Source organism: Pseudomonas brassicacearum (genome assembly GCF_003732265.1).
Taxonomy (GTDB): Bacteria; Pseudomonadota; Gammaproteobacteria; order Pseudomonadales; family Pseudomonadaceae; genus Aquipseudomonas; species Aquipseudomonas brassicacearum_D.
This window is the reverse complement of record NZ_MOBK01000017.1, coordinates 23,793-46,116: the sequence shown is the minus strand read 5'-3', so window position 1 is coordinate 46,116 and position 22,324 is coordinate 23,793. Positions and strand designations below refer to the sequence as shown.

General features: G+C 59.4%; 21 protein-coding genes. 7 read left to right on the top strand and 14 right to left on the bottom strand.

What is annotated here, in order from left to right; all coding sequences use genetic code 11:
- Positions 1-61: 61 nt before the first annotated feature.
- The 5 genes from tpx to BK660_RS28820 all read right to left on the bottom strand — a co-directional run bounded on the left by tpx (position 62) and on the right by BK660_RS28820 (position 5,739).
- A complete protein-coding gene (gene tpx, locus BK660_RS28840; protein WP_008030203.1) occupies positions 62-562 on the bottom strand; it encodes a thiol peroxidase in 501 nt (166 codons plus the stop codon).
- Positions 563-714: 152 nt separating this feature from the next.
- The gene (locus BK660_RS28835; protein WP_123436223.1) at positions 715-1,158 is read right to left on the bottom strand and encodes an SRPBCC family protein; all 444 of its coding nucleotides are present in this window, start codon (positions 1,156-1,158) and stop codon (positions 715-717) included.
- A gap of 66 nt (positions 1,159-1,224) precedes the next feature.
- Entirely contained in the window at positions 1,225-2,769 is a 1,545-nt protein-coding gene (locus BK660_RS28830) for a bacteriocin immunity protein (protein WP_123436222.1), read from the bottom strand.
- A 98-nt stretch (positions 2,770-2,867) separates the two neighbouring features.
- Complete coding sequence (locus BK660_RS28825) at positions 2,868-3,143, bottom strand: bacteriocin immunity protein (RefSeq protein WP_123436221.1); 276 nt, start codon at positions 3,141-3,143, stop codon at positions 2,868-2,870.
- Entirely contained in the window at positions 3,133-5,739 is a 2,607-nt protein-coding gene (locus BK660_RS28820) for an S-type pyocin domain-containing protein (protein WP_123436220.1), read from the bottom strand. The genes BK660_RS28825 and BK660_RS28820 overlap by 11 nt, the downstream gene beginning before the upstream one ends.
- 224 nt (positions 5,740-5,963) lie before the next feature.
- Between BK660_RS28820 and BK660_RS28815 the strand changes: the two genes are divergently transcribed.
- Both BK660_RS28815 and BK660_RS28810 read left to right on the top strand, forming a co-directional pair.
- Positions 5,964-6,389 carry a YciI family protein gene (locus BK660_RS28815; protein WP_123436219.1) on the top strand — a complete coding sequence of 142 codons (426 nt, stop codon included), beginning with the start codon at positions 5,964-5,966 and terminating at the stop codon, positions 6,387-6,389.
- 181 nt (positions 6,390-6,570) lie between these two features.
- Positions 6,571-7,593 carry an HAD family hydrolase gene (locus BK660_RS28810; RefSeq protein WP_123436218.1) on the top strand — a complete coding sequence of 341 codons (1,023 nt, stop codon included), beginning with the start codon at positions 6,571-6,573 and terminating at the stop codon, positions 7,591-7,593.
- Between the two features lie 135 nt (positions 7,594-7,728).
- Here the strand turns inward: BK660_RS28810 and BK660_RS28805 are convergent, their stop codons facing one another.
- On the bottom strand, positions 7,729-8,400 hold the full coding sequence (locus BK660_RS28805) for a DUF3313 domain-containing protein (RefSeq protein WP_123436217.1): 672 nt from the start codon (positions 8,398-8,400) through the stop codon (positions 7,729-7,731).
- A 215-nt stretch (positions 8,401-8,615) separates the two neighbouring features.
- Here BK660_RS28805 and BK660_RS28800 point away from each other — a divergent pair, with 215 nt between their 5' ends.
- The gene (locus BK660_RS28800) at positions 8,616-10,970 is read left to right on the top strand and encodes a tetratricopeptide repeat protein (RefSeq protein ID WP_123436216.1); all 2,355 of its coding nucleotides are present in this window, start codon (positions 8,616-8,618) and stop codon (positions 10,968-10,970) included.
- A gap of 176 nt (positions 10,971-11,146) precedes the next feature.
- Here the strand turns inward: BK660_RS28800 and BK660_RS28795 are convergent, their stop codons facing one another.
- The 3 genes from BK660_RS28795 to BK660_RS28785 all read right to left on the bottom strand — a co-directional run bounded on the left by BK660_RS28795 (position 11,147) and on the right by BK660_RS28785 (position 14,354).
- The gene (locus BK660_RS28795) at positions 11,147-12,115 is read right to left on the bottom strand and encodes a hypothetical protein (protein ID WP_123436215.1); all 969 of its coding nucleotides are present in this window, start codon (positions 12,113-12,115) and stop codon (positions 11,147-11,149) included.
- A gap of 89 nt (positions 12,116-12,204) precedes the next feature.
- A complete protein-coding gene (locus BK660_RS28790) occupies positions 12,205-12,684 on the bottom strand; it encodes a DUF934 domain-containing protein (protein WP_123436214.1) in 480 nt (159 codons plus the stop codon).
- On the bottom strand, positions 12,681-14,354 hold the full coding sequence (locus BK660_RS28785) for a nitrite/sulfite reductase (protein WP_123436213.1): 1,674 nt from the start codon (positions 14,352-14,354) through the stop codon (positions 12,681-12,683). Before BK660_RS28785 ends, BK660_RS28790 begins: the two co-directional genes overlap by 4 nt.
- Before the next feature lie 240 nt (positions 14,355-14,594).
- Here BK660_RS28785 and ccoN point away from each other — a divergent pair, with 240 nt between their 5' ends.
- A complete protein-coding gene (gene ccoN, locus BK660_RS28775) occupies positions 14,595-16,022 on the top strand; it encodes a cytochrome-c oxidase, cbb3-type subunit I (RefSeq protein ID WP_123436212.1) in 1,428 nt (475 codons plus the stop codon).
- 15 nt (positions 16,023-16,037) lie between these two features.
- A complete protein-coding gene (locus BK660_RS28770) occupies positions 16,038-16,259 on the top strand; it encodes a cbb3-type cytochrome c oxidase subunit 3 (RefSeq protein ID WP_123436211.1) in 222 nt (73 codons plus the stop codon).
- Between the two features lie 119 nt (positions 16,260-16,378).
- Here BK660_RS28770 and BK660_RS28765 read toward each other — a convergent pair whose 3' ends face one another.
- Together BK660_RS28765 and BK660_RS28760 are read right to left on the bottom strand one after the other, a co-directional pair.
- Positions 16,379-16,888, bottom strand: a complete 510-nt coding sequence (locus tag BK660_RS28765; RefSeq protein ID WP_123436210.1) for a hypothetical protein — start codon at positions 16,886-16,888, stop codon at positions 16,379-16,381.
- 69 nt (positions 16,889-16,957) lie between these two features.
- A complete protein-coding gene (locus BK660_RS28760) occupies positions 16,958-17,728 on the bottom strand; it encodes a helix-turn-helix domain-containing protein (RefSeq protein ID WP_123436209.1) in 771 nt (256 codons plus the stop codon).
- 76 nt (positions 17,729-17,804) lie between these two features.
- Here BK660_RS28760 and BK660_RS28755 point away from each other — a divergent pair, with 76 nt between their 5' ends.
- Entirely contained in the window at positions 17,805-18,497 is a 693-nt protein-coding gene (locus BK660_RS28755; RefSeq protein ID WP_123436208.1) for an aspartate/glutamate racemase family protein, read from the top strand.
- A gap of 1 nt (position 18,498) precedes the next feature.
- On the opposite strand, the gene BK660_RS28750 is transcribed toward BK660_RS28755, so the two are convergent.
- The 3 genes from BK660_RS28750 to BK660_RS28735 all read right to left on the bottom strand — a co-directional run bounded on the left by BK660_RS28750 (position 18,499) and on the right by BK660_RS28735 (position 20,657).
- Positions 18,499-19,020, bottom strand: a complete 522-nt coding sequence (locus tag BK660_RS28750) for a GNAT family N-acetyltransferase (RefSeq protein ID WP_123436207.1) — start codon at positions 19,018-19,020, stop codon at positions 18,499-18,501.
- Between the two features lie 189 nt (positions 19,021-19,209).
- Positions 19,210-20,130: a LysR family transcriptional regulator gene (locus BK660_RS28740; RefSeq protein WP_123436206.1), complete on the bottom strand. Its 921-nt coding sequence runs from the start codon at positions 20,128-20,130 to the stop codon at positions 19,210-19,212.
- Between the two features lie 86 nt (positions 20,131-20,216).
- On the bottom strand, positions 20,217-20,657 hold the full coding sequence (locus tag BK660_RS28735; protein ID WP_027923433.1) for a carboxymuconolactone decarboxylase family protein: 441 nt from the start codon (positions 20,655-20,657) through the stop codon (positions 20,217-20,219).
- Positions 20,658-20,863: 206 nt separating this feature from the next.
- On the opposite strand from BK660_RS28735, the gene pdxR reads away from it, so the two are divergent.
- On the top strand, positions 20,864-22,297 hold the full coding sequence (pdxR, locus tag BK660_RS28730; protein WP_123436205.1) for a MocR-like pyridoxine biosynthesis transcription factor PdxR: 1,434 nt from the start codon (positions 20,864-20,866) through the stop codon (positions 22,295-22,297).
- Positions 22,298-22,324: the final 27 nt, after the last annotated feature.

Sequence of the window (22,324 nt, the reverse complement as noted above, 5' to 3'; positions counted from 1 at the left end):
TGAATCACAAATGAAAACGGCCTGGGCAGGGCCAGGCCGTTAACAATTGTAATGACGTCGCTTATTTCAGAACGGCGAGTGCTGCTTCGTAGTTCGGTTCTTCAGCGATTTCCTTGACCAGTTCGCTGTGCAGCACGTTGTCGTTTTCGTCCAGAACCACGACCGCGCGGGCGGTCAGGCCTTTGAGCGGACCGTCAGCGATGGCAACGCCGTAGTTCTCGATGAACTCGGCACCGCGCAGGGTCGACAGGTTCTGTACGTTTTCCAGGCCTTCGGCGCCGCAGAAGCGTGCCTGGGCGAACGGCAGGTCAGCGGAGATGCACAGCACAACGGTGTTGGCGACATCGTTGGCCTGGGCGTTGAACTTGCGAACCGAAGTAGCGCAGGTCGGGGTGTCGACGCTTGGGAAGATGTTCAGCACTTTGCGCTTGCCGGCGAAGCTCGCCAGGGTCACGTCGGACAGATTGCCGGCGACCAGGGAAAAGGCTGGCGCCTTGGAACCGGCTTGTGGCAGTTGGCCGTTGACTTGAACCGGGTTGCCTTTAAGAGTGACTTGAGCCATGAACGGAGTCCTTCTGAACGTTGATGTGGAGAATTTTGAAGAGGCCGAAGTTAACCACGAAATGGTCCGACGACCTATGCCCAGATACAAATTGTGAAGTGTTGCCCACGGAATTGGATACAACGCTCACACGCAACACAAAAACCGTCACATCAAGCCAGCAACCTCAACATGTTGCGATGCCGGGCTTCGAAGATTCGGCGCATGTAACCATTGACCAGCAACCACTCCAAGGCTGCGCCACCAATCGCCGCATAAGTGACACGGTCGGTGTACAGCGTACCGCCCTCCCCAGCCATCACTCGATGTTCATGACGAAAGGCAGCCATTGGCCCCTCGACCATTTCATCGATGAAATGATGGTCACCCACCTCACGGATCATCACGGTCCAGGTCACTGGAATGGCATTGAACATCCAGTGTCGAAAACGGAACTGGCGCCCGGCTTCGATGCGCAGGTTACTCAGGTCGATATCACTCAGCAGTGTGATTCGCTCCGGGAAAATCTTCGGGAAATTGAGGCCCTCCAGACAGAAGTCGAGTACAAACTCCGGTGTGCGGTTGGGGATCAGGGTAGTCCGTTCCAAAACAGGCATAGAGGGCAACATTCCTTTGTCTGGCCGAATGGCAGATTAGCAACAAGATCGTGAGCGAAGGTCGTGTCAGGGTGTGATTTCAGCAATCGCAATCACGGGATACTCGCGCTTATCCCTGAACATGACGTAGAGCGGGTCCAGCCCTGAATTGCTCGGGAAGACGACGACATAGTCATCGAACTGAACCGATTCAATATCGTTGATCACGTCGAGTACAGGCACGGGTGCCGACACGAGGAATCCCAACTTGCTTTCGGAGGCAGGTGCCAAGTCAGCAGGGGTTTCAAGTACGTCCGGCGACACCCAACTGACGGTAACCGGTACCGCTGCGTCCGTGGTGAAGCAAAAGGCATTCAGTTGATCATCCCAAATAGCCTCGCGTACCCGCACTTTCGTTCCATTGGTCGGCCTCAGGGCTATCTGTAACAGCGTCTGTATCTGTCTCAGTCCTCGAGACAGGGTGCCGTGCGGAACGGAGTAGCTACCGCTGTTCATTCTGAAGCGCATGTCGATTTCAGCTTTCGACTTCGCCAGACCTTGCCAGTCCTGCCCTTCTATGGGGTGAAGTTCGGCCAGGGGCACACTCAACCCATACATCTCGGTTTCGGCACGACTGACGAACTCAAACCGCAGGACGGCTGCGTACTGACCTGTAAGGGTCGCGGTTTCATTCGTTAGTTGCCACGTGAACTCTGCCATCGCCGAACGAATGGATTTTTGCAGGGCCACCCAATGGGTTTCCAGTGGCTGCGACAAGGCACCGTTGAGCAAAATACTGGGGCGCACCTTGGCAAAGGCAAGGTAAGCAACAAGCAGACCGGGCGCCTGGGTCGGGCCAACCCCCTCTTTATGGCGCTGATGGACAAGTCGAGCCTGTGCCAGGACCAGCAATGCTTCAGCCTGAACTTGCAAGCGCAGCAGACGCTGGTTGATCGCGATCAAATTCCCTGCGTACCGCTCATGGGTAGCGCTGATCTGTTGCGCGATACTTTGCCACTGTGCCTGATCTGACCGAGCGTCAGTCACATCGCGCAGGGCGGCGCTCTTGGTGAACTCGATGCTCGATTTCCAGTACCCATACTGATGCGCAGCCTTGCGCGCCTCGTACTCGGCCACTTCCAGCGCCCGGAGACTCGCCTCGCGTTCGATGGTATTCACTTCATTGACCTGCTGGTCATGCAGGTGCTTGATTCGTTGCTCAAGAAGGCCGAGAGCGGTTTCAATCACTTGCTCGGATACCGCCAGTTCCGCGACGATTCTTTGAACGCCTGCCAGGCTCAGGAGCGCTCGTTGCTGCGCCATCTGCGCGGGGCTTAGCGGCACGTACGTCATGGGCGCGGTAACTGCCGCACTCTGTCCCTTGAACGCAGGGACGCCATGTTGTTGCCACCATTGCTTGACGTAACCGACGACCCATTCAGGGGAGTTCGAGTTGTATTCATCTCTTGAGTAAAACAGCAGGTCAGCACCCTCAGGATGGCCGACGATTCGGTCAAAGTGGTTGATCAGTTGATCGTGACCTCGCTTGGGCATATCAACGGCCCAAATCCTGTTTACCAAGGTTTGAAATTCCGGTTCGGTGTAATCCTTGAGCGCTGCTTTAAGTTCCATCCTTGGTTTCCTTATGTCTGTGACACTTAACAACTGTCGGGCAATGGCATCTGCTCATGGATCATGAGCAGATGATTTCTACGCATTGAGGGATCGCATCACTCGGGTTTAAAGCCGGGTTTGTTGTTGAGTGCGCGCCATTCTTTGACTTCTTTGAGGATGGCTTCGGGGCTGTCCTCCCGGCCTTCTTTTGGGTAGAAGATGACGTCTGAGCGGTCTGGGTGTTCGGTGACCATTTCAAAATGATCAACGAGCCTATCCAGATACTCCTCCAGCGCCCGTCCTTTCAAACCACTTGTCTGGTGGAAAAGCTCCCTCAAAAACAACAAGAACTCTGCCTCTGTGTAGTCCGTTAGCCTCTCTTTAAAAATCATTAGCATTTCTCCCTTTGTGTAATTGAATATGGCGTTTAGGCGTCATCACAGAGAGGTTATCCAAGCCGTAAACATCGCCCCCTTTTGAAACTTCAACGTCATGATGCAGTTCAAAAGCTTTACGGCCCCCCACTTGATCCACAGCAGCAGAGAAAGGGGCGGACCCATTCCGCATTCGGCCTAAATTCACTCCAACGAACTGCCGACTCAATTCAGCGTCTGCCGCAACAGCCCTCCAAAACGCCCGCCTGAACCCATGAAAATTACTGAATGCCTTTCCTCGCAATTGATCCGCAATATGGGAAGGGATAGGCGCACCCACTCCCCTCGCGTCCCCCCCAAGCCAGACCGCTGAGGCATCAGCCCCCAAACCTGTAGCAACCCCTGGATCATCCCGCCGATCAAGAAACAGAACATCCGACGAAGGCAGTTCCATATCCGCCGGATACCCAGGGATATTGGCACCGATCAGCCCTTCGTCGACAGCCGGAAACGTCTCGTTTTGGGGTAGGACCGGGATGGTTGGAGTGCCGGGATAAACCACCGGAACAGTCGGTATGAAGGGTGAAGTTGTAGGACCGAGGCTTTCCGCCCCTGGCGGCACGAGCGGTGTCCATGTGCCAACACCCACAGGTCGAATCGGCCAAGGTAGAACCGCAGGCGTGATACCCGGCCGCCCTTGGGTGCTTTGCGGCGTGGTAATGCTGATTCTGTCGAGGTTGTAGGGGTTCTCACCCAGCTCAACGAGTTCCTGGTATCGCAGTTCGAATTCGCGCCTTTCCCCAACCCAGGTACTTTTCGGCGCATAGGGCGCGAAGCCTTGTTCGATGCGTTTTTTATTCACCTCATCAAATTCGGCTACCAGCGCCGGCGACTCGCCAACCGTTCGCCACAGCGCTTCATCAAAGGCCCCGAACGAGTTGAATTCCCGGCCTCGGAACTGGTCGCCAATCTGTACCGGAATAGCCGCCCCGTTCGCCCGGCCAGTGGTTTTCCACCAGTCAGCACCGGCCGGCTCGCCGATACCGGTGACGACACCAGACCCCATGACGGGTAAGCCGAATGTGAAGTAAGTCGGCGCAAGGCCCGGCACGCAGACAATGCAATCCTGAATACGTAAATCGAGACCTTCCGGGATGTCCTGAACCTGCGGCGTTATCACCGCCAACCCGGCTTGACTTGTCGTAGCCGCCAGAGCGGGCACTTCCGGCGTGAATTGCAGGTGCCTGATGGGTGATCCGGGGATTTCGGCGCTATAGATCCCCGTCAGCGGATCGAATACCGCGTTGACGACCGGTACATGGGCGTCAATCTCGCCTCCTGTGCTCACGGCAATGATCGCGGTGCCCTCCAGCACCGTTTCGGCCTTGAACCGATAGGGCACTTCAACCGACCCGCCCGCCTCTGCGAGTGATTGCAGTGCACGACTGTCAGAAAGTCCCAGTGCTTGCGCCGGCACACCAACCGAATGAAACAGGCGCCTGCGTTGCTCGGGAGTCAACTCGCCATCGCCCAACGTCGGCGAGTAGACCATTGCGGTGACAAACACCGGGCCTGTCCTGACTGCAATGCGAGCAAAATCGACAAGGTGACTGCCTGCGACCTTGAATGCGGCTTCAATTCCCGCGGCTACGTCCGGAGCAACGAGCACTCCCGCGCGGGTCAAAAACATTCCACCGGCGGCGGTTGCCGCCACAGGCACGGTCAGCGTGTTGGCCAGCCTGCCCCGTTCAACCCGCCGGTCTTCATCAGTCCGCTGCTTGAACCGCACTCGCGCATCACGCTGCTCGGCGTACTGCCGATTTCGCTCCCACAGGGCTTCCCGTTCACGCCAGACAACAGTCTGCTCGGCATGATGTCTGGCCAACGCATGGGATTTGTCCGTAAGCGTGTTTATCTGCGCTGACAGAAGCCGGGCTTCGTGGGCCGCGTTGTAGGCGTTTTCCCAGATTTGGTGCCCTTCATTCAGGGCTTGGCCAAACTCGCCCAGTCGTGCCAGGTAATCGCTGGAGGTGCGTGTGGTTGGATCCTGTCCATCGAAGGCACGGGCAACTGCATTCTTTGCATTGAGTTGTGCAGTCTTACGGGCGATGAGCCCGTCGATTTGGCTTTTTTCCCTGGTAATGGTGTAAAGCTGCCAACGCTCGCTCCGGTCGATGTCGGGTGGTCTCCGCGCACCAGAGATTTCATGCTCAAGGGCTTGCGTCAGTTGTGCGGTCTTGGCCGCAAAGCTGCGGTCAACGTCGGCTCTGATCGCGTCATAGCGCTGCGCCAAACCGCCAAGAAACTGATTCAGGGCATGGACGCGAGCTTGTTCTTGAGCCTGCGCTGCGGCTGCCTGGGCCTGTGCGGCCTCTGCTTGTGCTTGGGCTTGAACTTGGGTTTGCGCGTCAGCATCAACACGCTTTTTTTCCTGTGCCTGACGATGAGCTTCCAGCGCTCGCTTACGCGCCTTGCGCTTTTTCTTGCTAGTGCTACCGAACCCACCTGAAACCCCGCCGCCAATCCCCCCACCGGAACCACCACTTGACGCTGGCGGCCCCGACCTGATGACGACACTCCCTGACGATCCATCGTTATGTATTTGCTGTGCCATACAGTCACTCCTTGTCTGTAGGGCACAGCATGTCGATGGCGCAGTGGTGGGGTGCGGTACATAGCTATCGCGCTGGATTTACTTCGAATGCGATCTCAGCTGTCGACTGCTCCGGAGATGCGGCTGTGTGAAGGTGGGTAGCGTTTTTTTTAGCGACGCTGTCGATTCATGATTCGGTCATTCGACTACAGATGAATCCCCCCACCCCCACCGGAGATAACACCATGCGATTCATGATCATCATCAAAGCCAGCCAGGATTCCGAAGCCGGCGTGATGCCCACCGAAGAACTGCTGACCGCCATGGGCAACTACAACGAAGAACTGGTCAAAGCCGGCATCATGCTCGAAGGCGAAGGCCTGCACCCCAGCAGCAAAGGCGCACGCGTGTGCTTTTCGGGTGACAAACGCACCGTCATCGACGGCCCGTTCGCCGAAACCAAGGAGCTGATCGCCGGATACTGGATCTGGCAGGTGCAGTCGAAACAAGAGGCTATCGACTGGGTCAAGCGATGCCCGAACCCGATGCCGGGCACCGACGCAGAGATCGAGATTCGTCAGATATTCGAGGCTGAGGATTTTGGTGCCGAGTTCACCCCGGAACTGCGCGAGCAAGAAGAACGGATTCGTGCGCAGGCGAAAAAACGCTGAGCCTCCCCTAGACTGCAAGACCTGCTTCGCGCCCGTTTCGGTCGCGCACCAAACAAAGATCAGGCACTGCAGCAACTTAAGGATTCCTTGGCTACGCTGCATAGTCAGGCCGAACATCGGCAGGCCTCGCATGCTTGGGCATTACGACCGGTAAACCCTGCTCACCAAAAAAGGATTTCCCATGACGAACCCGAGATCGATCCGCCACCGCTTCGGGCTGACACTGCTCTTCGCGCTAGCCCTGCCGTTGCTCGCGCAAGCAGCCGAACCACTGCCCTCGTGGAACGACGGCCCGTCGAAGAAGCACATCATCGAGTTCGTCCAGGCCGTCACCGACCAATCCAGCAAGGACTTCGTCAAACCCGAAGACCGCGTCGCGGTGTTCGACAATGACGGTACCTTGTGGAGCGAGCAGCCAATGTACTTCGAGTTTTTGTTTGCGCTCGAAGAAGTCAAGCGCACCGCGCCACAACACCCGGAATGGAAAACCACCCAGCCGTTCCAGGCCGTTCTGGAAAACGATCACAAGGCGCTGGCCGCCTCCGGCATGGGCGGCATCATGAAAATCTTCGGGGCGACCCACACCGGGATGACCACCGAAGCCTTCGATGACTACGCCAAGACCTGGCTGAGCCAGGCCAAGCACCCGAAAACCGGCAAGTTGTTCACCGAGATGGTGTTCCAGCCGATGCTGGAAATGCTCGACTACCTGCGCGAACAGAACTTCAAGACTTACATCGTCTCCGGCGGTGACACGGCGTTCATGCGCGCCTTTGCCGAGAAGGTCTACGGCATCCCGCCGGAACAGGTAATCGGCACCACATTTGTCACGGCGTACCAATACAAGGACGGCAAGGCCTCGATCCTGCGCACGCCGAAACTGGCCCACAACGATGACGGCCCGGGCAAACCGGAAAGCATCGACGCGGTCATCGGCAAGCGGCCGATCCTCGCCTTCGGCAACTCCGACGGCGACTTGCAGATGCTGCAATGGACCGCCGCAGGACCTGGCAAGCGATTCATGGGGCTGGTACACCACACCGACGCCAAACGCGAATGGGCCTACGACCGCCAGTCCGACATCGGACGGCTGGACAAGGCCCTCGACGAAGCAAAAACACGTGACTGGACGGTCGTGGACATGGCTGCCGAATGGCGCCGGATCTATCCCTATGACGCCGCCGCACCCGAGCAAGGGAAGTAAAGGAGCGTAACGCTAGACCGCAACAAACGGCTATTCCATCGCTCCCACATCGGATTTTGGTTTACACAGATCCCGTGTGGGAGCAGCGGTGCGACGATTCGACTTGCTCGCGAAGAGGCCATCCGCCTCAGCGCATTATTTGGATTTGAGCGTCTTATACGACTGATTCAAATCCGACGCCCAGCCATCCATCACGCCTTTGACATCATCCGCCTTCATCACCTGCGCATCATTTTCCAGCGGCTTGCCGGTGCCCTTGCGCACGACCTGCGCGATGACTTTATTGCTGCCACCATCGATAAACGCCGCTTCGGTGGCCAGGTCGGTTTCCTGATCACGAATACCGCTGGCAGTGCTTACCGCCGCGGCGACCAGCGCGATCGGGATCACTTCGTAAGGCTTCAAACCTTCGGTCTTGCTGCTGACAGCGGTAATGGCGGCACGCACCACCATCACGCCAGGGCCTGGGCCGGCGGCCAATGGCAGCGACTTGGCCATTTCACGCTTCAGCGCCTGGTCGTAATAACCGGTGATCCCGCTCAGCGTGGCCTGGGGGATTTTCACTGTAGGCTGGGGTGCCGGGTAGAGCTGGGTCGGTTCGATATAGACGCTGGTGAACTTGCTGACATCCAGCGAAGGATCGACCCAGCGCATCACGGTTGCGCCGGACGGCGACTTGGCTTCCTGGAGCTGGCTGTAATCCTTGAGGAAGCCGGAATAGTGCTCCGGTTCGACGACCTTGCTCGCACACCCCGTCACCGCGATTGTGGCGATGCACAACGTGCTCATCATTAACGCAAACTTCATGCTTGAACTCCTGTTTTGAAGGGCGAACACCCTAGTGCAAAGGCGGTTGGAGTTATAGGTATTTCGCGATAAAAAACTTAAAAAAAACATAAATTTCATCTAATGCTGAGGACTCTCTCGCAACCGTCATTTGACAGAAGCCCGGCATACGTCAAAGCTGCATTCAGCTTGATCGCGGGCCTCAAGGCAAACGCACCTGGACTACGGAAGTCGCAATGCCGACACATAAAAACAAAGCCAAAAACCCCAACTCTGATGCGCCACCGAACCTGATTAATCGCTACCTCTTTCCCGTGACCATCGGTGCACTGCTGTTGGCGGTCATCGGCATTGGCTGGTTTCTGTTCAGCAGCACGCCAGCCCCGTTGAAGCCCGTACCTGTCACTGCCCCTGTTGCGCAACCGGCCAAACCGCAACCGGTCGCGATGGCGCCGGCAAAGATGGTCGACGAGCAACAATGCCAGGGCTGCCACAGCGAGCAGGTCAAGGACTGGAAAGGTTCCCATCACCAATTGGCGATGCAGGCGGCCAATGCCGAGACAATGCTGGGCGACTTCAATAACGTCACCTTCAAGGCGGAAAACGAAACCACCGTTTTCTCACGCAAGGACGACGGCTTCTGGGTCAACACGCCGGGAATCGATGGCAAGAACGCCGACTACAAAGTGGCCTATACCTTTGGCATCGCGCCGTTGCAGCAATACCTGATCGAAGTGGGCGAAGGTCGCTTGCAACCCTTGGGCGTGGCCTGGGATACCGAGAAAAACCGCTGGTTCCACCTCTATCCGGGACAGGGCGTGAACTTCAAGAACCCGTTGCACTGGAGCAAACCGAGCCAGAACGCCAACTTCATGTGCGTCGAGTGCCACACCACGGGCTACAAACGTAATTTCGATGCCGCGAAAAACACCTTCGACAGCCAATGGAACAGCCTCGGCGTCGGCTGCCAGGCGTGCCACGGCCCGGCCTCCAATCATCTGGAATGGACGGCGAAAAAGGGTGATTTGATTCACGCCGGGTTTGCCGTCGTCCTCAAGGACAAGAACGCGACGGTCGAGATCGAAACCTGCGCCCGCTGCCATTCGCGCCGCGCACCGCTGAGCGATGGCTACACCGTCGGCAAACGCCTGATGGATGAGTACCTGCCGAGCCCCCTGACCCGCGAGTTGTATGCGCTGGACGGCAAGATCAAGGACGAGGTGTTTGAACACGGCTCGTTTGCCCAAAGCAAAATGTTCGACAAAGGCGTGCGCTGCAGCAATTGCCACAACCCGCACAGCACTGAACTCAAGGCGCCGGGCAACGGCGTTTGCCTGCAATGCCACAACACCGCGGGCAAAACGCCGGTGGAAGGCGTCGACGGCAAAGGCCTGCAGGCAAAAAACTACGATTCCATCGAGCACACCCGCCACACCATGGGTCAGCCAGGCTCGCAGTGCGTGGATTGCCATATGCCCGGCAAGTTCTACATGGGCAATGACTTCCGGCATGACCACAGCTTCAGCATCCCCAACCCGGAGCGGGCGAAAAAACTCGGCACCCCGGACGCCTGCCTTACCTGTCACCAGGGCAAGGACGGCGACAAAGTCACCGAGCAATTCAAACTGTGGAACAGCGCACCAACCGCACAGGCGCCGCGTTACGACGAAAGCCTGTGGTTGATTCGCAACGGTCAGCCCGGCGCGGCTCAAGCCTTGTATGAGCAGCTGCAACGCAGCAACTTGCCGGCGATTCAGCGGGCCACCCTGCTCGCCGAGTTGCCGCTGTACCCGAGTGAACAGGCGTTGAAACTAGCGACCAAGGACCTGAGCAACCCGGCGCCACAGGTACGTGAAAGTGCGGTGCGCGCCATCAGCGCGTTCCTGCCGCCACCTGAGCGGGCGCCGCTGTTGACGCCGTTGCTGACAGACCCGGTGCTGGCGGTTCGCATTGCCGCAGCCCGGGACCTGCTGGGTGCCGCCCGGAGCGGTTTGGGCGCTGCCCAGACGAAGTGGAATGCGGCGATTGCCGAGTATGAAGCGGCCCAGAAGAGCCTGCTGGAACGGGCCGAAGCCAACCTCAACCTGGCGATGCTCTATCAGGCCAGCGGCCGTAATGACGAGGTCGAGCCGTATTTGCGCACGGCGCTCAAGCGCGATCCGGACTTCTACCCGGCGCTGGTGACGCTTGCGCAATGGCTCGAAGGCAATGGTCGTAGCCAGGAGGCGCAGACGCTGCTGGCCCAAGGGCTAAAAGACCACCCGGACGCCGCGCTGCTGCAGCATACCCAGGGCTTGTCGCTGGTGCGTGCCGGCAAATCGGACCAGGCCATGTCGGCGCTGCGTAAAGCCGCACAACTGGAACCGCAGAACGCGCAATACGGCTACGTGCTGGCCGTGGCGTTGCATGACAGCGGCAAGGTTGAAGAGGCTTGCGAAGTGCTGGAGCGCCTGCTGAAAGTACAACCGGCCAACCGCAATGCGCGGCTGACGTTGATCCAGTACTACCTGGGCAACGGGCAGGAACCGAAAGCGCAGGTGCTGTTGCAGGGCTGGAAGAAAATGAACATGGGTGATCCGGCGTTGAAGTAGCCCTCGATACGCTACGCCTGTAGCAGCTGTCGAGCCTGCGAGGCTGCGTTCGGCGACGAAGTCGTCGTAAACCCGGCGGACGCGGTTTTCCTGTAAACCGCATCGTCTGATTTCACGACGACTTCGTCGCCGAACGCAGCCTCGCAGGCTCGGCAGCTGCTACATCGACCGTCGGATTACCAGGATGAACCACTCTTCAACGCCAACTCCCGCCGACTGTTGGCTCGCATCGCCTTGATCAGCGACACCGTGCCCACCAGCAAAATCACCCCGGCAAACAGAAAGTCGATTTTGTACAGCTGGAAGTCATTCAACGGCCCCACCAGCAACACCCGAATCGCCCCGATGCTGACCAGCGTCGCCAGAAAGTCGATGCCCGGTTCATCGCGATAAAACACATGCAGCAACGGCAGGCCGATCACCAGCAGCAGCATCAAGACGATCATCTTGAACGAGCCCTTGCGCTCGACACTGAACGCACACTCATTGGCCGCATAAGGCTTGTAGTCTTCCTCACGCGCCAGCGAGTTTTTCTCGTTGATGTATTCCGCGCGGTTGTACTTCTGGATCGGCGTGAAGGTGTTCGACATCTCCATGCTGGTGGTGATGTGCTTGAACTTGAGGTCGATGCGATCGTTACCCTTGAGGTAATACAGCACCGGTTTGTAGCCGTAGCGGTAAGTGTCGAACGGGAAGTCCGCCGCCCGCCCCTGTACGCCGATGGGGCGGGGTTCGAGTTCGGCATAGGCGCTTTTGTTCAGCGATGACAGGTTTCGCGTCAGTGGCTGGATCCTGACCTGTTCAAGGAAAATCGGCGTGACGCCGTACGACCATTGCAAGGGTTCCAGACGCAGGCGCAGCTCGTTGCGCGCCAGGTCGTAGCGGTTGAACGTGCGTTCGGAAACCACTATCGCGCCGCTGAGCATGAACTCACCGCGCAGGTTGTTGCTGATACGCAAGGTCAGTTGATCCTTGCCCAGCGCCGCACCGTCACTGGCCGGTGGCGTGCCGCACCAGGCCGTGCTGTCGAAGGCGCCACCCAACAGCCCGTCGCGGTTGTCCTTGAACACATAAACGTAACTGGCCCACAGGGCCAGCATCAGCACTAGCGATATCAGCCCTAAAATCTTTTTGCCCGCACTCACACCAGACTCCTTTCTTCACTTGCTCCCTGACAAGCCGCGGACTTTACCAAAATGCCATCATTGCCCCAAGCTAAAACACACGCCTGAATTCAGCGTCGTCTGAACAACGGTCGCGGTTCTATCGCCGAACGACCGTACAACACGCTCATCCCCGCCAACCCCTTCAATGCATCCTCGGCCGATTTGTCTTCGCGCACCGCAAAGCTGTCGAAGCCGCATTGGCGCATGTGGCTGAGTTGGTCGCGCAGCACATCACCGACCGCGCGCAGTTCGCCGGTCCAGCCCAGGCGAGTGCGCAGCAGGTACGCCTGGCTGTAGCCACGGCCGTCACGAAAGCTCGGAAAATCCAGGGCAATCAACGGCAGTATTGGCAACCACGGCTTGAGGCTTTCCACTTCATCGTCGGGCCCCAGCCACACCGCATGCCCAAAGGGATTTTTCAGCCAGCGGCTCAACGGCAAAATCAGCGAACCTGCAGGCAACTCGTCTTCCGGGCTTCTGACCAGAAGCCACGGATCGTCAGCCACAATCCGCGCCACACCCTCCTCCAGTCGCAGCAAGTTGTTCATGCCGGCTCCTCCAGCACTTTCGGATACACCTGCTCCTTGAACGGCTCCAGTCCAATGCGTTGCAAGGTATCGACGAACAGTTCTTCGCTCTCGCGGTAGCTGACAAAGGTGTGAACGATGCGCTCGATGACCTCGGGCACTTCAGCGGCACTGAAGGACGGGCCGATGACTTTGCCCAGTGCGCTGTTCTTGCCCTGACTGCCGCCGAGGGTGATCTGGTACCACTCGCTGCCGTTTTTATCGACGCCCAGAATGCCGATGTTGCCGATGTGGTGGTGGCCGCAGGCATTCATGCAGCCCGAGATGTTGAGGCTGATGTCGCCCAGGTCGTGGAGGTAATCGAGATCCTCGAAACGCGCTTGAATGGCATGGGTGATCGGGATCGATTTGGCGTTGGCCAGCGCACAGAAGTCGCCACCGGGGCAGGCAATGATGTCGGTGAGCAGACCGATGTTGGCGCAGCCCAGCCCCTGCTCGTTCGCCAGGCACCACAGCGCATAGAGATCAGCCTTGGGCACGTCCGGCAGCACAATATTCTGTTCATGGGCGATGCGAATCTCGCCGAAACCAAACCGCTCGGACCACTCGGCCACCGCAGTCATTTGCGCGTCCGTCACGTCACCCGGTGGCGAGGCGATGCCGGGTTTGGTCGACAACACCGCACTGGTATAACCCGCCACCTTGTGCGGCTGAACGTTGCGCGCGACCCAACGGGCGAAGGCCGGGTTGTCCGCCATGCGCGTACCAAACGCGAGGTCGACGTCGGGCAGTGAGCGGTAATCGGGCGGCACGAAGGCACTGGCGACCCGCTCATATTCAGCCTCGGTCAACTGCGCCGGGCCGTCCATGAGGTGCTGCCACTCCTCCTCCACTTCCTTGGCAAAGGTTTCGATCCCCAAGGCTTTGACCAGGATCTTAATCCGCGCCTTGTACTTGTTGTCCCGTCGACCGTAGCGGTTATAGACCCGCAGCACTGCTTCGACGTAAGACAGCAAATGCTGCCACGGCAACCCCTCGCGAATCTGCAGGCCGAGGATCGGCGTGCGCCCCAGACCGCCACCGACGATCACCCGCAACAGCATCTGCCCGTCGTCATCGCGATAAAGGTACAGGCCGATGTCATGCATCATGATCGCTGCCCGGTCCTGCTCCGCCGAGCAGATGGCGATCTTGAACTTGCGGGGCAGGTACAGGAATTCCGGGTTGATGGTCGACCACTGCCGCAAGATCTCGGCGAATGGGCGCGGGTCCAGCAGTTCGTCCTCCGCGACGCCGGCAAACGCTTCGGTGGTGATGTTGCGCACACAGTTGCCGGACGTCTGGATCGCGTGCATTTCGACCTCGGCCAGGCGTTCGAGGATGTCTGGCACCTGGGCCAGTTCGATCCAGTTGAACTGCATGTTCTGCCGCGTGGTGAAGTGGCCGTAGCCGCGATCGTAATCGCGAGCGATGCTCGCCAGCGTGCGCAGTTGCGCGGCGCTCAACGTGCCATACGGAATCGCCACGCGCAGCATGTAGGCGTGTTTTTGCAGGTAGAGGCCGTTCTGCAAACGCAACGGCAGAAACTCCTCTTCGCTCAACTCGCCGGCCAGGAAGCGTTCGACCTGATCGCGAAACTGCGCAACCCGCTCGAAGACCAGGGCCCGGTCATAGTCATCGTACTGATACATGTGGCTACCTCATCAGGATGGATCGGGCTCTGCGGCCGATACCGTTTGTGAGGGGGACTATGGACCTGCGGCGCAGCGCGTTACAGATTCACCTGAACGCTAAAAAACCATATCAGATTGCGGCGGATGACCGCAGGGCTGCCTAGAATCTGATCCGCATAAATGAAGTTGTCCTGAGTCTGTTTTGTTTCCGACGGGGTTTCTACAGTGCAAGCCTTTGCAACCGTGGAAGCATTGACCATGAGCACAGCACCAATCGGACAGGCCTATAACTACAAGGTCGTCCGCCAATTCATCGTGGCAACCATTGTCTGGGGTGTCGTGGGGATGGCGATGGGGGTGTGGATCGCCTCGCAACTGGTATGGCCCGAGATGAACCTCGACCTGCCGTGGACCACCTTTGGCCGCTTACGACCTTTGCACACCAGCCTAGTGATCTTCGGCTTTGCCGGCAGCGCGCAGTTCGCCGCCAGTTACTACGCGGTACAGCGCACCTGCCAGGTGCGGCTGTACTCCGACACCCTCGCCGCGTTCACGTTCTGGGGCTGGCAATCGGTGATCGTGATCATGCTGGTCACCCTACCGCTGGGCTACACCACCACCAAGGAATACGCCGAGATCGAATTCAGCGGCGCTGTGTGGATGACCGTGGTCTGGGTCGCTTACGCCATCGTGTTCTTCACCACCGTGGTGCAGCGCAAGACCAAACACATTTACGTCGGCAACTGGTTCTTCGGCGCGTTCATCGTGGTGATCGCGATGTTGCACGTGGTCAACCACCTGTCGATTCCGGTGGACTGGTTCAAATCCTATCCGGTGTATTCCGGGGCGACCGACGCCATGGTCCAGTGGTGGTATGGCCATAACGCGGTGGGCTTTTTCCTGACCACCGGGTTCCTCGGGATGATGTACTACTTCGTGCCGAAACAGGTCGGGCGGCCGGTGTATTCCTATCGCCTGTCCATCGTGCATTTCTGGGCGCTGATTACCCTGTACATCTGGGCCGGCCCGCACCATTTGCACTACACCGCGTTGCCGGACTGGGCGCAGTCTTTGGGCATGGCGATGTCGCTGATCCTGCTGGCGCCGAGCTGGGGCGGGATGATCAACGGCATGATGACGCTCTCGGGCGCCTGGCATAAGTTGCGCACCGACCCGATCCTGCGGTTTCTGGTGTTGTCCCTGGCCTTCTACGGCATGTCGACCTTCGAGGGGCCGATGATGGCGATCAAGACCGTCAACGCCCTCTCCCACTACACCGACTGGACCATCGGCCACGTCCACGCCGGGGCACTCGGTTGGGTGGCGATGATTACGTTCGGCGCGGTCTACCACATGGTGCCGAAAGTCTTTGGCCGTGAGCAGATGCACAGCATCGGCCTGATCAACGCGCACTTCTGGCTGGCGACCATCGGCACCGTGCTCTACATCGCCTCGATGTGGGTCAACGGCATCACCCAAGGCCTGATGTGGCGCGCGGTCAACGACGACGGCACGTTGACGTATTCGTTCGTCGAAGCCTTGCAGGCCAGCCATCCGGGGTATGTGGTGCGCTTTACCGGCGGGGTGTTCTTCCTCAGCGGCATGCTGCTGATGGCCTACAACACCTGGCGAACCGTGCGCGTTGCCGACGTGGCGATGGCAGAACGTGAAGCGCAGATTGCCTGAGGCAAGGAGCCTGGAATGTTTGAGGTGTTATTGAACGTGATGGCGGTGCTGGGGCTTTGGCTCGGGGTTGAGTATTGCCTGAGGCGGGAGACGACGCAGAGCCTGGAGGATGCCAGTCTGATTCCGTTTGCGGATGATCCCGAGGTGGCGCGACGGGTGGAATTGGCCACCGGAAAGAAGGTGAAGGCAGTCGCACCAGAAGTGACAAAGCCCGGCTGGGGCAACCTCAAAATCTGACCCACCACCTAACCAATGTGGGAGCGGGCTTGCTCGCGAATGCGGTGTGTCAGTCACCCTTGATGTTGAATGACACACCGCATTCGCGAGCAAGCCCGCTCCCACAAGGGGGGATTGGGTTAATCAGGGAGGACTTGGCCGCGATCACGCGGGATCAGGCTCTGCAACTGCTGCGCCAGAAAATTCGCATCGAACGCAAACGTGTCCGGGTCTTTCAAACCATTGGTCTTACGCCACTGCCAACTGGTCGACGGCGGCAGGCACACCAGCGAAACGCTGCCATAGCGAGCCGCCGTCAGCCCCATCACCGCCAGGGAAATCTGACCGCCAACGCCCATCACGTCCGGCACAAACTCCACCGGTTTTCCGGCAATCACAATGGACAGTTTCTCGGTCTTGAATGGCGACGTCTCCACCGGCACGCTCGGCCCCGAGGCCACATACGCCTCGCGGCTCACCTCCAGCAGGTTCGGCGCCTGGACCGGTTCCAGCCACTGCTGGATCTGATCGAACAGCTCACCGATACGCGTTGCCCACAGCGCCGATTGCGACTCGAACGTCTGCTTTTTGTGCGCTTCGCTGTCTGCGTAGTGGCGAAGCATTTCGCCCAATTGTTGTACGTCGTCCATTGCGGTGTTCCTTTGTTGGAGCGGTGCTGCGGACATTGAGCATGGCAGATGCCGGCCGCCGATGTACGACTAAAAGCGCGAGCGGTATTGGCTGGGGGTCATGGCCAGGTGTTTGCGAAAAACGCTGCCCATGTGCGACTGATGGGCGAAACCGGTGTCCAGGGCGATTCTGGCCAAGGGCAGGTCCGTGTGTTCGATCATCCGTCGGGCGGCTTGCAGGCGCACCTCAACCAGATATGCATGCGGTGTCAGGCCCATGACCCGGGTGAAGTCGCGCAAAAATCGCAGCTCATTGTGCCCATAAGTGGCGGCCAACTGGTCCAGCGTCAGCGGCTCATGGAACTGTTCGGCGATCTGGTCCAGCACCGGGGTGAACGCTTTGGCATCCGATCTGCTTTGAGTCGTCACAGGCGCTTGGTCAATCAGGCCCAGGACGGCTTGTTCAAGCGCCATCAGATCGGGTTGCGGGGTGAGCAACAGGCGTCGGATCTCGCGTGCCAACGTCAGCGCTTGTCGATCACCGGCTGACTGAACTCGCTGGCTGACGTCTGGTAGCATCTCACCAGCAAACGGCTCATCGAGACGCAGCAACAGGTACTCACCACCGCCCGCCGATTCGGAAAACACCTCGACGCCCACCGGCGTGAACGCCAGCACACCGGGCAAGGTATCGAAGTCCACCCGCCGGTCTGAATCAATGGCGTGCACGCCTTGCTGGCGTTCAAGCGTCACGCCCAGGGTCAACGACTGCGCCGGATCGCGAACGCTGTAGGCCGCACGGGGCAACAGTTGCAGGCAAACCCTGCCGCCCAGCAAGGGCTGGCTCAGCACACCGGGCATGTGAAATTTCCTGATAGATGACCTTCAAGATCCACGGGATACTCTCGCAAGTTAGCCATTTCACAGGGAGCACCGCATGCGCACCATCGGCCTTATTGGCGGTATGAGCTGGGAGTCCAGCGCCGAATACTATCGCCTCATCAATCAACAGGTTCGTGACCGTCTCGGGCCGTTGCGTTCGGCGCAGTTGCTAATGTACAGCGTCGACTTCGGGCCTGTCGAACAGGCCCAGCATGCCGGGCGCTGGGACGATGCGGCGTCGATTCTGGTGGATGCGGCGCGGCGGCTCGAGGCCGGCGGCGCCGAGTGTGTGGTGCTGTGTACCAACACCATGCACAAGGTGGCCGGGCAGATTCAGGCCGCGATCACTGTTCCGTTCCTGCACATCGCCGACCCGGCCGGTCAGGCGGCGGTGGATGCCGGTGCGCTGAAAGTCGGGTTACTCGGGACCGCGTTCACCATGGAGCAGGATTTTCTCAAGGATCGCCTGAGCGCGATGGGTTTGACCGTGCTGGTACCGGAAGCCGAGGAACGCAACGCCGTACACCGGATCATCTACGACGAGTTGTGCGTCGGGGTGATCAGCGAGACATCGCGCAAGGTCTATCAGCAGGTGATCGAATCGCTGACCCGGCGCGGCGCCCAAGCGATCATCCTCGGTTGCACGGAAATCGGCATGCTGATCAAACCCGAGCACAGCGCCCTGCCCCTGCTCGACACCACCGGACTGCATGCGCAGGCGGCGGTGGCGTTCGCACTGGGCGACTGAGTCAATCGGTGTTTAGCGTGCGGCGCAGACGCGCCATGCTCAAGGTGTCGACCAGTCGGCCGTCACGCACGGCGTAGTCGCGGAACAGGCCTTCGGTCTCGAAACCGAACTTTCGGTACAGACCGATGGCCGCTTCGTTGTCGGCGTACACCGAAAGCTCGACCCGTTGCAGGTTCATCCAGTTATCGGCGATGTCCAGCACCGCCGCCAACAGCGTCGAACCCACGCCTTTGCCCTGCCATGCCACCGCGACGCCCATGCCGAAACTGCCGGCATGGCCGCGGCGGATCCGCGAGAACTGTTCCAGGCCAATGTGGCCGATGACCGTGCCCTGATGCAGCGCGACCAGCTTCACCAGCCGTTCGTTATCCGATCCCAGGCGTTGGCGCCAGATCTCGGTGGATTGAAACGGCATTTGCAGGACCTGACGGGTAATGGCCGGGTCGTTGTAGAGCGCGGTGACGCCCTCGATGTGGGATTCGCTGAAACGTTCGAGGGTGATGACCGGTTTGGTGGCGGGCATGGGTGATTCATCCTTGATGCACATATGGCCGCCAACTCTACAACGCTTTCTCCCAGCATGGCGACATTCCCTGTGGGAGCGGCGGTGCGACGATTCGACTTGCTCGCGAAGGCGGTGTGTCAGTCGCCATTGATGTTTAATGACACACCGCCTTCGCGAGCAAGCCCGCTCCCACATTTTTGACCGTGGTCAGTTCTCGAACCACTCCCGGCGCTCGTTGAAGGTGTTGTGGATCAGCTCGACGATCATCTGCACATCCGCCTGCCCTTTCGTGTCGGCATTCACCGCCATCCACACCTGACGCTGCATCGGCTGCTCGAACAGTTCAGGCAACGCAATCAACCCCCGATCAAACTGGCTGATGTAGCGCGGCAACAGTCCGATGCAGGCACTGCAGCGGATCATCTCCAGCATCAGTTCATAGGAATGCAACTGCACCACGCCGGCCTGACGCTGATCCACCACGCTGTTCCACGGCCGAAAACTCTCGACCTGACGGTCATGCTGCCATTGCACGAGCATGAAGTCGGCCAGGTCATCGAGGCTGTCCGGCCGCGCCGCGACCCGCGAATAGCGTTTCGCGATATGCGGCAGATACTCCAGACGCGCCAGACGCTGGGGCTCGCTGACCGCAAAACTCGGCCCCGGCAACGGCGAATCCGTGCCAGCCAGCCACAGCACCACATCGGCGCTGATCGCCTGCAGACTCAGCTCACTATCGAGAGTGATGATGTCCAGGCGTACGCTGGCGTTGCGGCGCAACAAGGCGACCAGATCACGGCCGAGAATGTCATGCAGGATCGACTCGGCCACCGCCAGGCGAATCAGCGGTTGTTCGATCACCGGTGCATCACGCTCATGGGCCAGCGCGATCAGCTGCGCCTGAAGCGCCAAGCCTTCACGACTCAGGGCCAGGCCATTGTCCTGGTGATTGAACAGCGAACACTGCAATTGCGACTCAAGCTGCGCCAGGTGTTTGCGCAACTGCGTGGACTTGATATTGAGGCTGCGAGCCGCCTGCATGAAGCACCCGCAGCGGGCGCTCACCCGGAAGGACTGCGCCAGCACCGGGTCGATGCCGGCAGCATAGGTGGATTCCATCAATGACATCTGTGACTCCCTGTCGATCGATCCTTGAAAACCTCATCCTGCGCAGCGTTTATGAACCTGATGTGACACCGGCGCGGATAATCGATTCAGCCGCCGGGGGTTTGTCGAAAACTCACCGCCAGGCGATTCCAGCTGTTGATGGTGGTCACGGCAATCGTCAAATCGACCAGTTCGGCTTCGCTGAATTGCTCCCTCGCCAGAGCGAACACGTCGTCTGGCACGTGGCTTTCAGACAGCAGCGTCACCGCTTCGGTCCAGGCCAGCGCCGCTCGTTCCCGAGGGTTGAAAAAGCCGCTGTCGCGCCACACGACGATTGAGTACAAGCGTCGATCGGTCTCGCCCAGGCGCCGTGCGTCCACCGAGTGCATGTCGGTGCAGAAGGCGCAGCCGTTGAGCTGCGAGGCGCGGATCTTGATCAGGTGCAGCAGCGCGGGTTCGATACTGAGGTTGCTGGTCAAGGCTTCCATGGCAATCATCGCTTTCATCGCTTTGGGCGACGCGCTGTAGTAATCCAGGCGGGAACTCATGGGGCGACCTCGTGACGCGATGATGTGTATTTCACGGTAGTCGCCGAGGCCGCGGCGCGACAGATCCAATTCTGCGAAATAACCGTGGACCAATCGGCACCAAACCAATCCCGGGTTTTTCACCCACGCAACTTCTGCACGGCCGCGCATGCGGGTAATCTGGCGCGACGCACACGCGCCTCAACCGCTGCAGGAGCCCCGCCGGTATGGAACTTCATGTTGTCATCAACGGCCGCAAGGACCTGACGGGCCAGTTGTACAACCAGTTGCGCAGCGCCATCGAATCCGGGCGCCTCGCCGCCGGGACCCAGCTGCCGCCCAGCCGCTTGCTGGCCGAACAGCTGGGGATTTCGCGCAAGACCATTTCCGATACCTACGCGCAGTTGACCTACGAAAACTTCCTCACCGGAGTGATTGGCAAAGGCACTTACGTGAATGCGCGGCCCTCGAAAATCGCCCGCAAACAAAGCCATTCCGAGCTGGCGAGTTTTGAGGTCATCGAATCCTGGCGCCAGCTGCCAGTGTTCCTGCGGCATCCGACGCTGGAAGGCTCGTTGCGTTATGACTTCATTGGCGGCGCCACCAGCAAGGGCCAGTTCCCGCAGGATGACTGGCGTCGCTGCACCTCCCATGCCTTGCGCCAGATTGCCGGTTCCAAGGGCTTCTACAGCCTGCCCGAGGGCCTGCCGGCGCTGCGCAACGCCATCGCCCGGCACATCGCGTTCTCGCGCGGGGTCAATTGCCAGGACGAAGACGTGGTGGTGTGCAACGGCGCGCAACAGGCGCTGGACCTGATTTCCCGGGTGATCACGCGGCCCGGCAGCATCGTCGCCATGGAAGACCCCGGTTACCCGCCGGCACGCCTGTTGTTTGGCTCGCACGGTGCCACGGTGCTCGGTGTACCGGTGGACGCAGAAGGCATTCAGGTGGACAAAATCCCCCTCGGCACGCGGCTGATCTACGTCACACCGTCCCATCAGTTCCCTCTCGGCCTGCCGATGAGCCAGGAACGCCGGGTGGCCCTGCTGGAACGCGCTTATGAACTGGGCGCGATCATCATCGAGGACGATTACGACAGCGAATTTCGCTACGAGGGCCGCCCCACCGATTCGCTGCAAAGCATGGATGAGCGCGGGATCGTCGCGTACGTCGGGACCTTCTCGAAAACCTTGCTGCCGGAGTTGCGGCTGGGCTATGCGATTTTGCCGCCGGCGATTCTCGAAGCGGTGATCCGCGCCAAGCAACTCACCGACCTGCACACCTCCACAATGCCGCAGTGGGCGCTGGCCAAATTCATCGCCGAAGGCTGCCTGCTCAAGCATATTCGCCGCTGCCACACGATCTATGCCGGGCGTCGCGAACGCATCCTGGCGCGCATGGCGGGCGACCTGTCGCCGTGGTTCGAGCCCGTGCCCACCACGGCCGGGTTCCACATGGTGGTGATGTGCAAAGTGCCTATCGATCTGGCCTTGTTGATCGAATTGGCGAAAAAGGTCGAAGTCGGTCTCTATTCCATCGAGGCCTTTTACTTCCAGCAAGCGCCTCAACCCGGGCTTTTGCTGGGTTTTGGCGCCATTGACACGCTGGACATCGACACCGCCCTGGACCGTCTGCGCGACATTTTGCAGCAGGTAGCCTGACAGATTGGTCTGCGGCTTTACCGGGCG

Bases quoted from the DNA above. Each gene is read 5' to 3' on its own strand.
- tpx (WP_008030203.1), bottom strand. From the start codon at position 562: ATGGCTCAAGTCACTCTTAAAGGCAACCCGGTTCAAGTCAACGGCCAA.
- BK660_RS28835 (WP_123436223.1), bottom strand. From the start codon at position 1,158: ATGCCTGTTTTGGAACGGACTACCCTGATCCCCAACCGCACACCGGAG.
- BK660_RS28830 (WP_123436222.1), bottom strand. From the start codon at position 2,769: ATGGAACTTAAAGCAGCGCTCAAGGATTACACCGAACCGGAATTTCAA.
- BK660_RS28825 (WP_123436221.1), bottom strand. From the start codon at position 3,143: ATGATTTTTAAAGAGAGGCTAACGGACTACACAGAGGCAGAGTTCTTG.
- BK660_RS28820 (WP_123436220.1), bottom strand. From the start codon at position 5,739: ATGGCACAGCAAATACATAACGATGGATCGTCAGGGAGTGTCGTCATC.
- BK660_RS28815 (WP_123436219.1), top strand. From the start codon at position 5,964: ATGCGATTCATGATCATCATCAAAGCCAGCCAGGATTCCGAAGCCGGC.
- BK660_RS28810 (WP_123436218.1), top strand. From the start codon at position 6,571: ATGACGAACCCGAGATCGATCCGCCACCGCTTCGGGCTGACACTGCTC.
- BK660_RS28805 (WP_123436217.1), bottom strand. From the start codon at position 8,400: ATGAAGTTTGCGTTAATGATGAGCACGTTGTGCATCGCCACAATCGCG.
- BK660_RS28800 (WP_123436216.1), top strand. From the start codon at position 8,616: ATGCCGACACATAAAAACAAAGCCAAAAACCCCAACTCTGATGCGCCA.
- BK660_RS28790 (WP_123436214.1), bottom strand. From the start codon at position 12,684: ATGAACAACTTGCTGCGACTGGAGGAGGGTGTGGCGCGGATTGTGGCT.
- BK660_RS28785 (WP_123436213.1), bottom strand. From the start codon at position 14,354: ATGTATCAGTACGATGACTATGACCGGGCCCTGGTCTTCGAGCGGGTT.
- ccoN (WP_123436212.1), top strand. From the start codon at position 14,595: ATGAGCACAGCACCAATCGGACAGGCCTATAACTACAAGGTCGTCCGC.
- BK660_RS28770 (WP_123436211.1), top strand. From the start codon at position 16,038: ATGTTTGAGGTGTTATTGAACGTGATGGCGGTGCTGGGGCTTTGGCTC.
- BK660_RS28765 (WP_123436210.1), bottom strand. From the start codon at position 16,888: ATGGACGACGTACAACAATTGGGCGAAATGCTTCGCCACTACGCAGAC.
- BK660_RS28760 (WP_123436209.1), bottom strand. From the start codon at position 17,728: ATGCCCGGTGTGCTGAGCCAGCCCTTGCTGGGCGGCAGGGTTTGCCTG.
- BK660_RS28755 (WP_123436208.1), top strand. From the start codon at position 17,805: ATGCGCACCATCGGCCTTATTGGCGGTATGAGCTGGGAGTCCAGCGCC.
- BK660_RS28750 (WP_123436207.1), bottom strand. From the start codon at position 19,020: ATGCCCGCCACCAAACCGGTCATCACCCTCGAACGTTTCAGCGAATCC.
- BK660_RS28740 (WP_123436206.1), bottom strand. From the start codon at position 20,130: ATGTCATTGATGGAATCCACCTATGCTGCCGGCATCGACCCGGTGCTG.
- BK660_RS28735 (WP_027923433.1), bottom strand. From the start codon at position 20,657: ATGAGTTCCCGCCTGGATTACTACAGCGCGTCGCCCAAAGCGATGAAA.
- pdxR (WP_123436205.1), top strand. From the start codon at position 20,864: ATGGAACTTCATGTTGTCATCAACGGCCGCAAGGACCTGACGGGCCAG.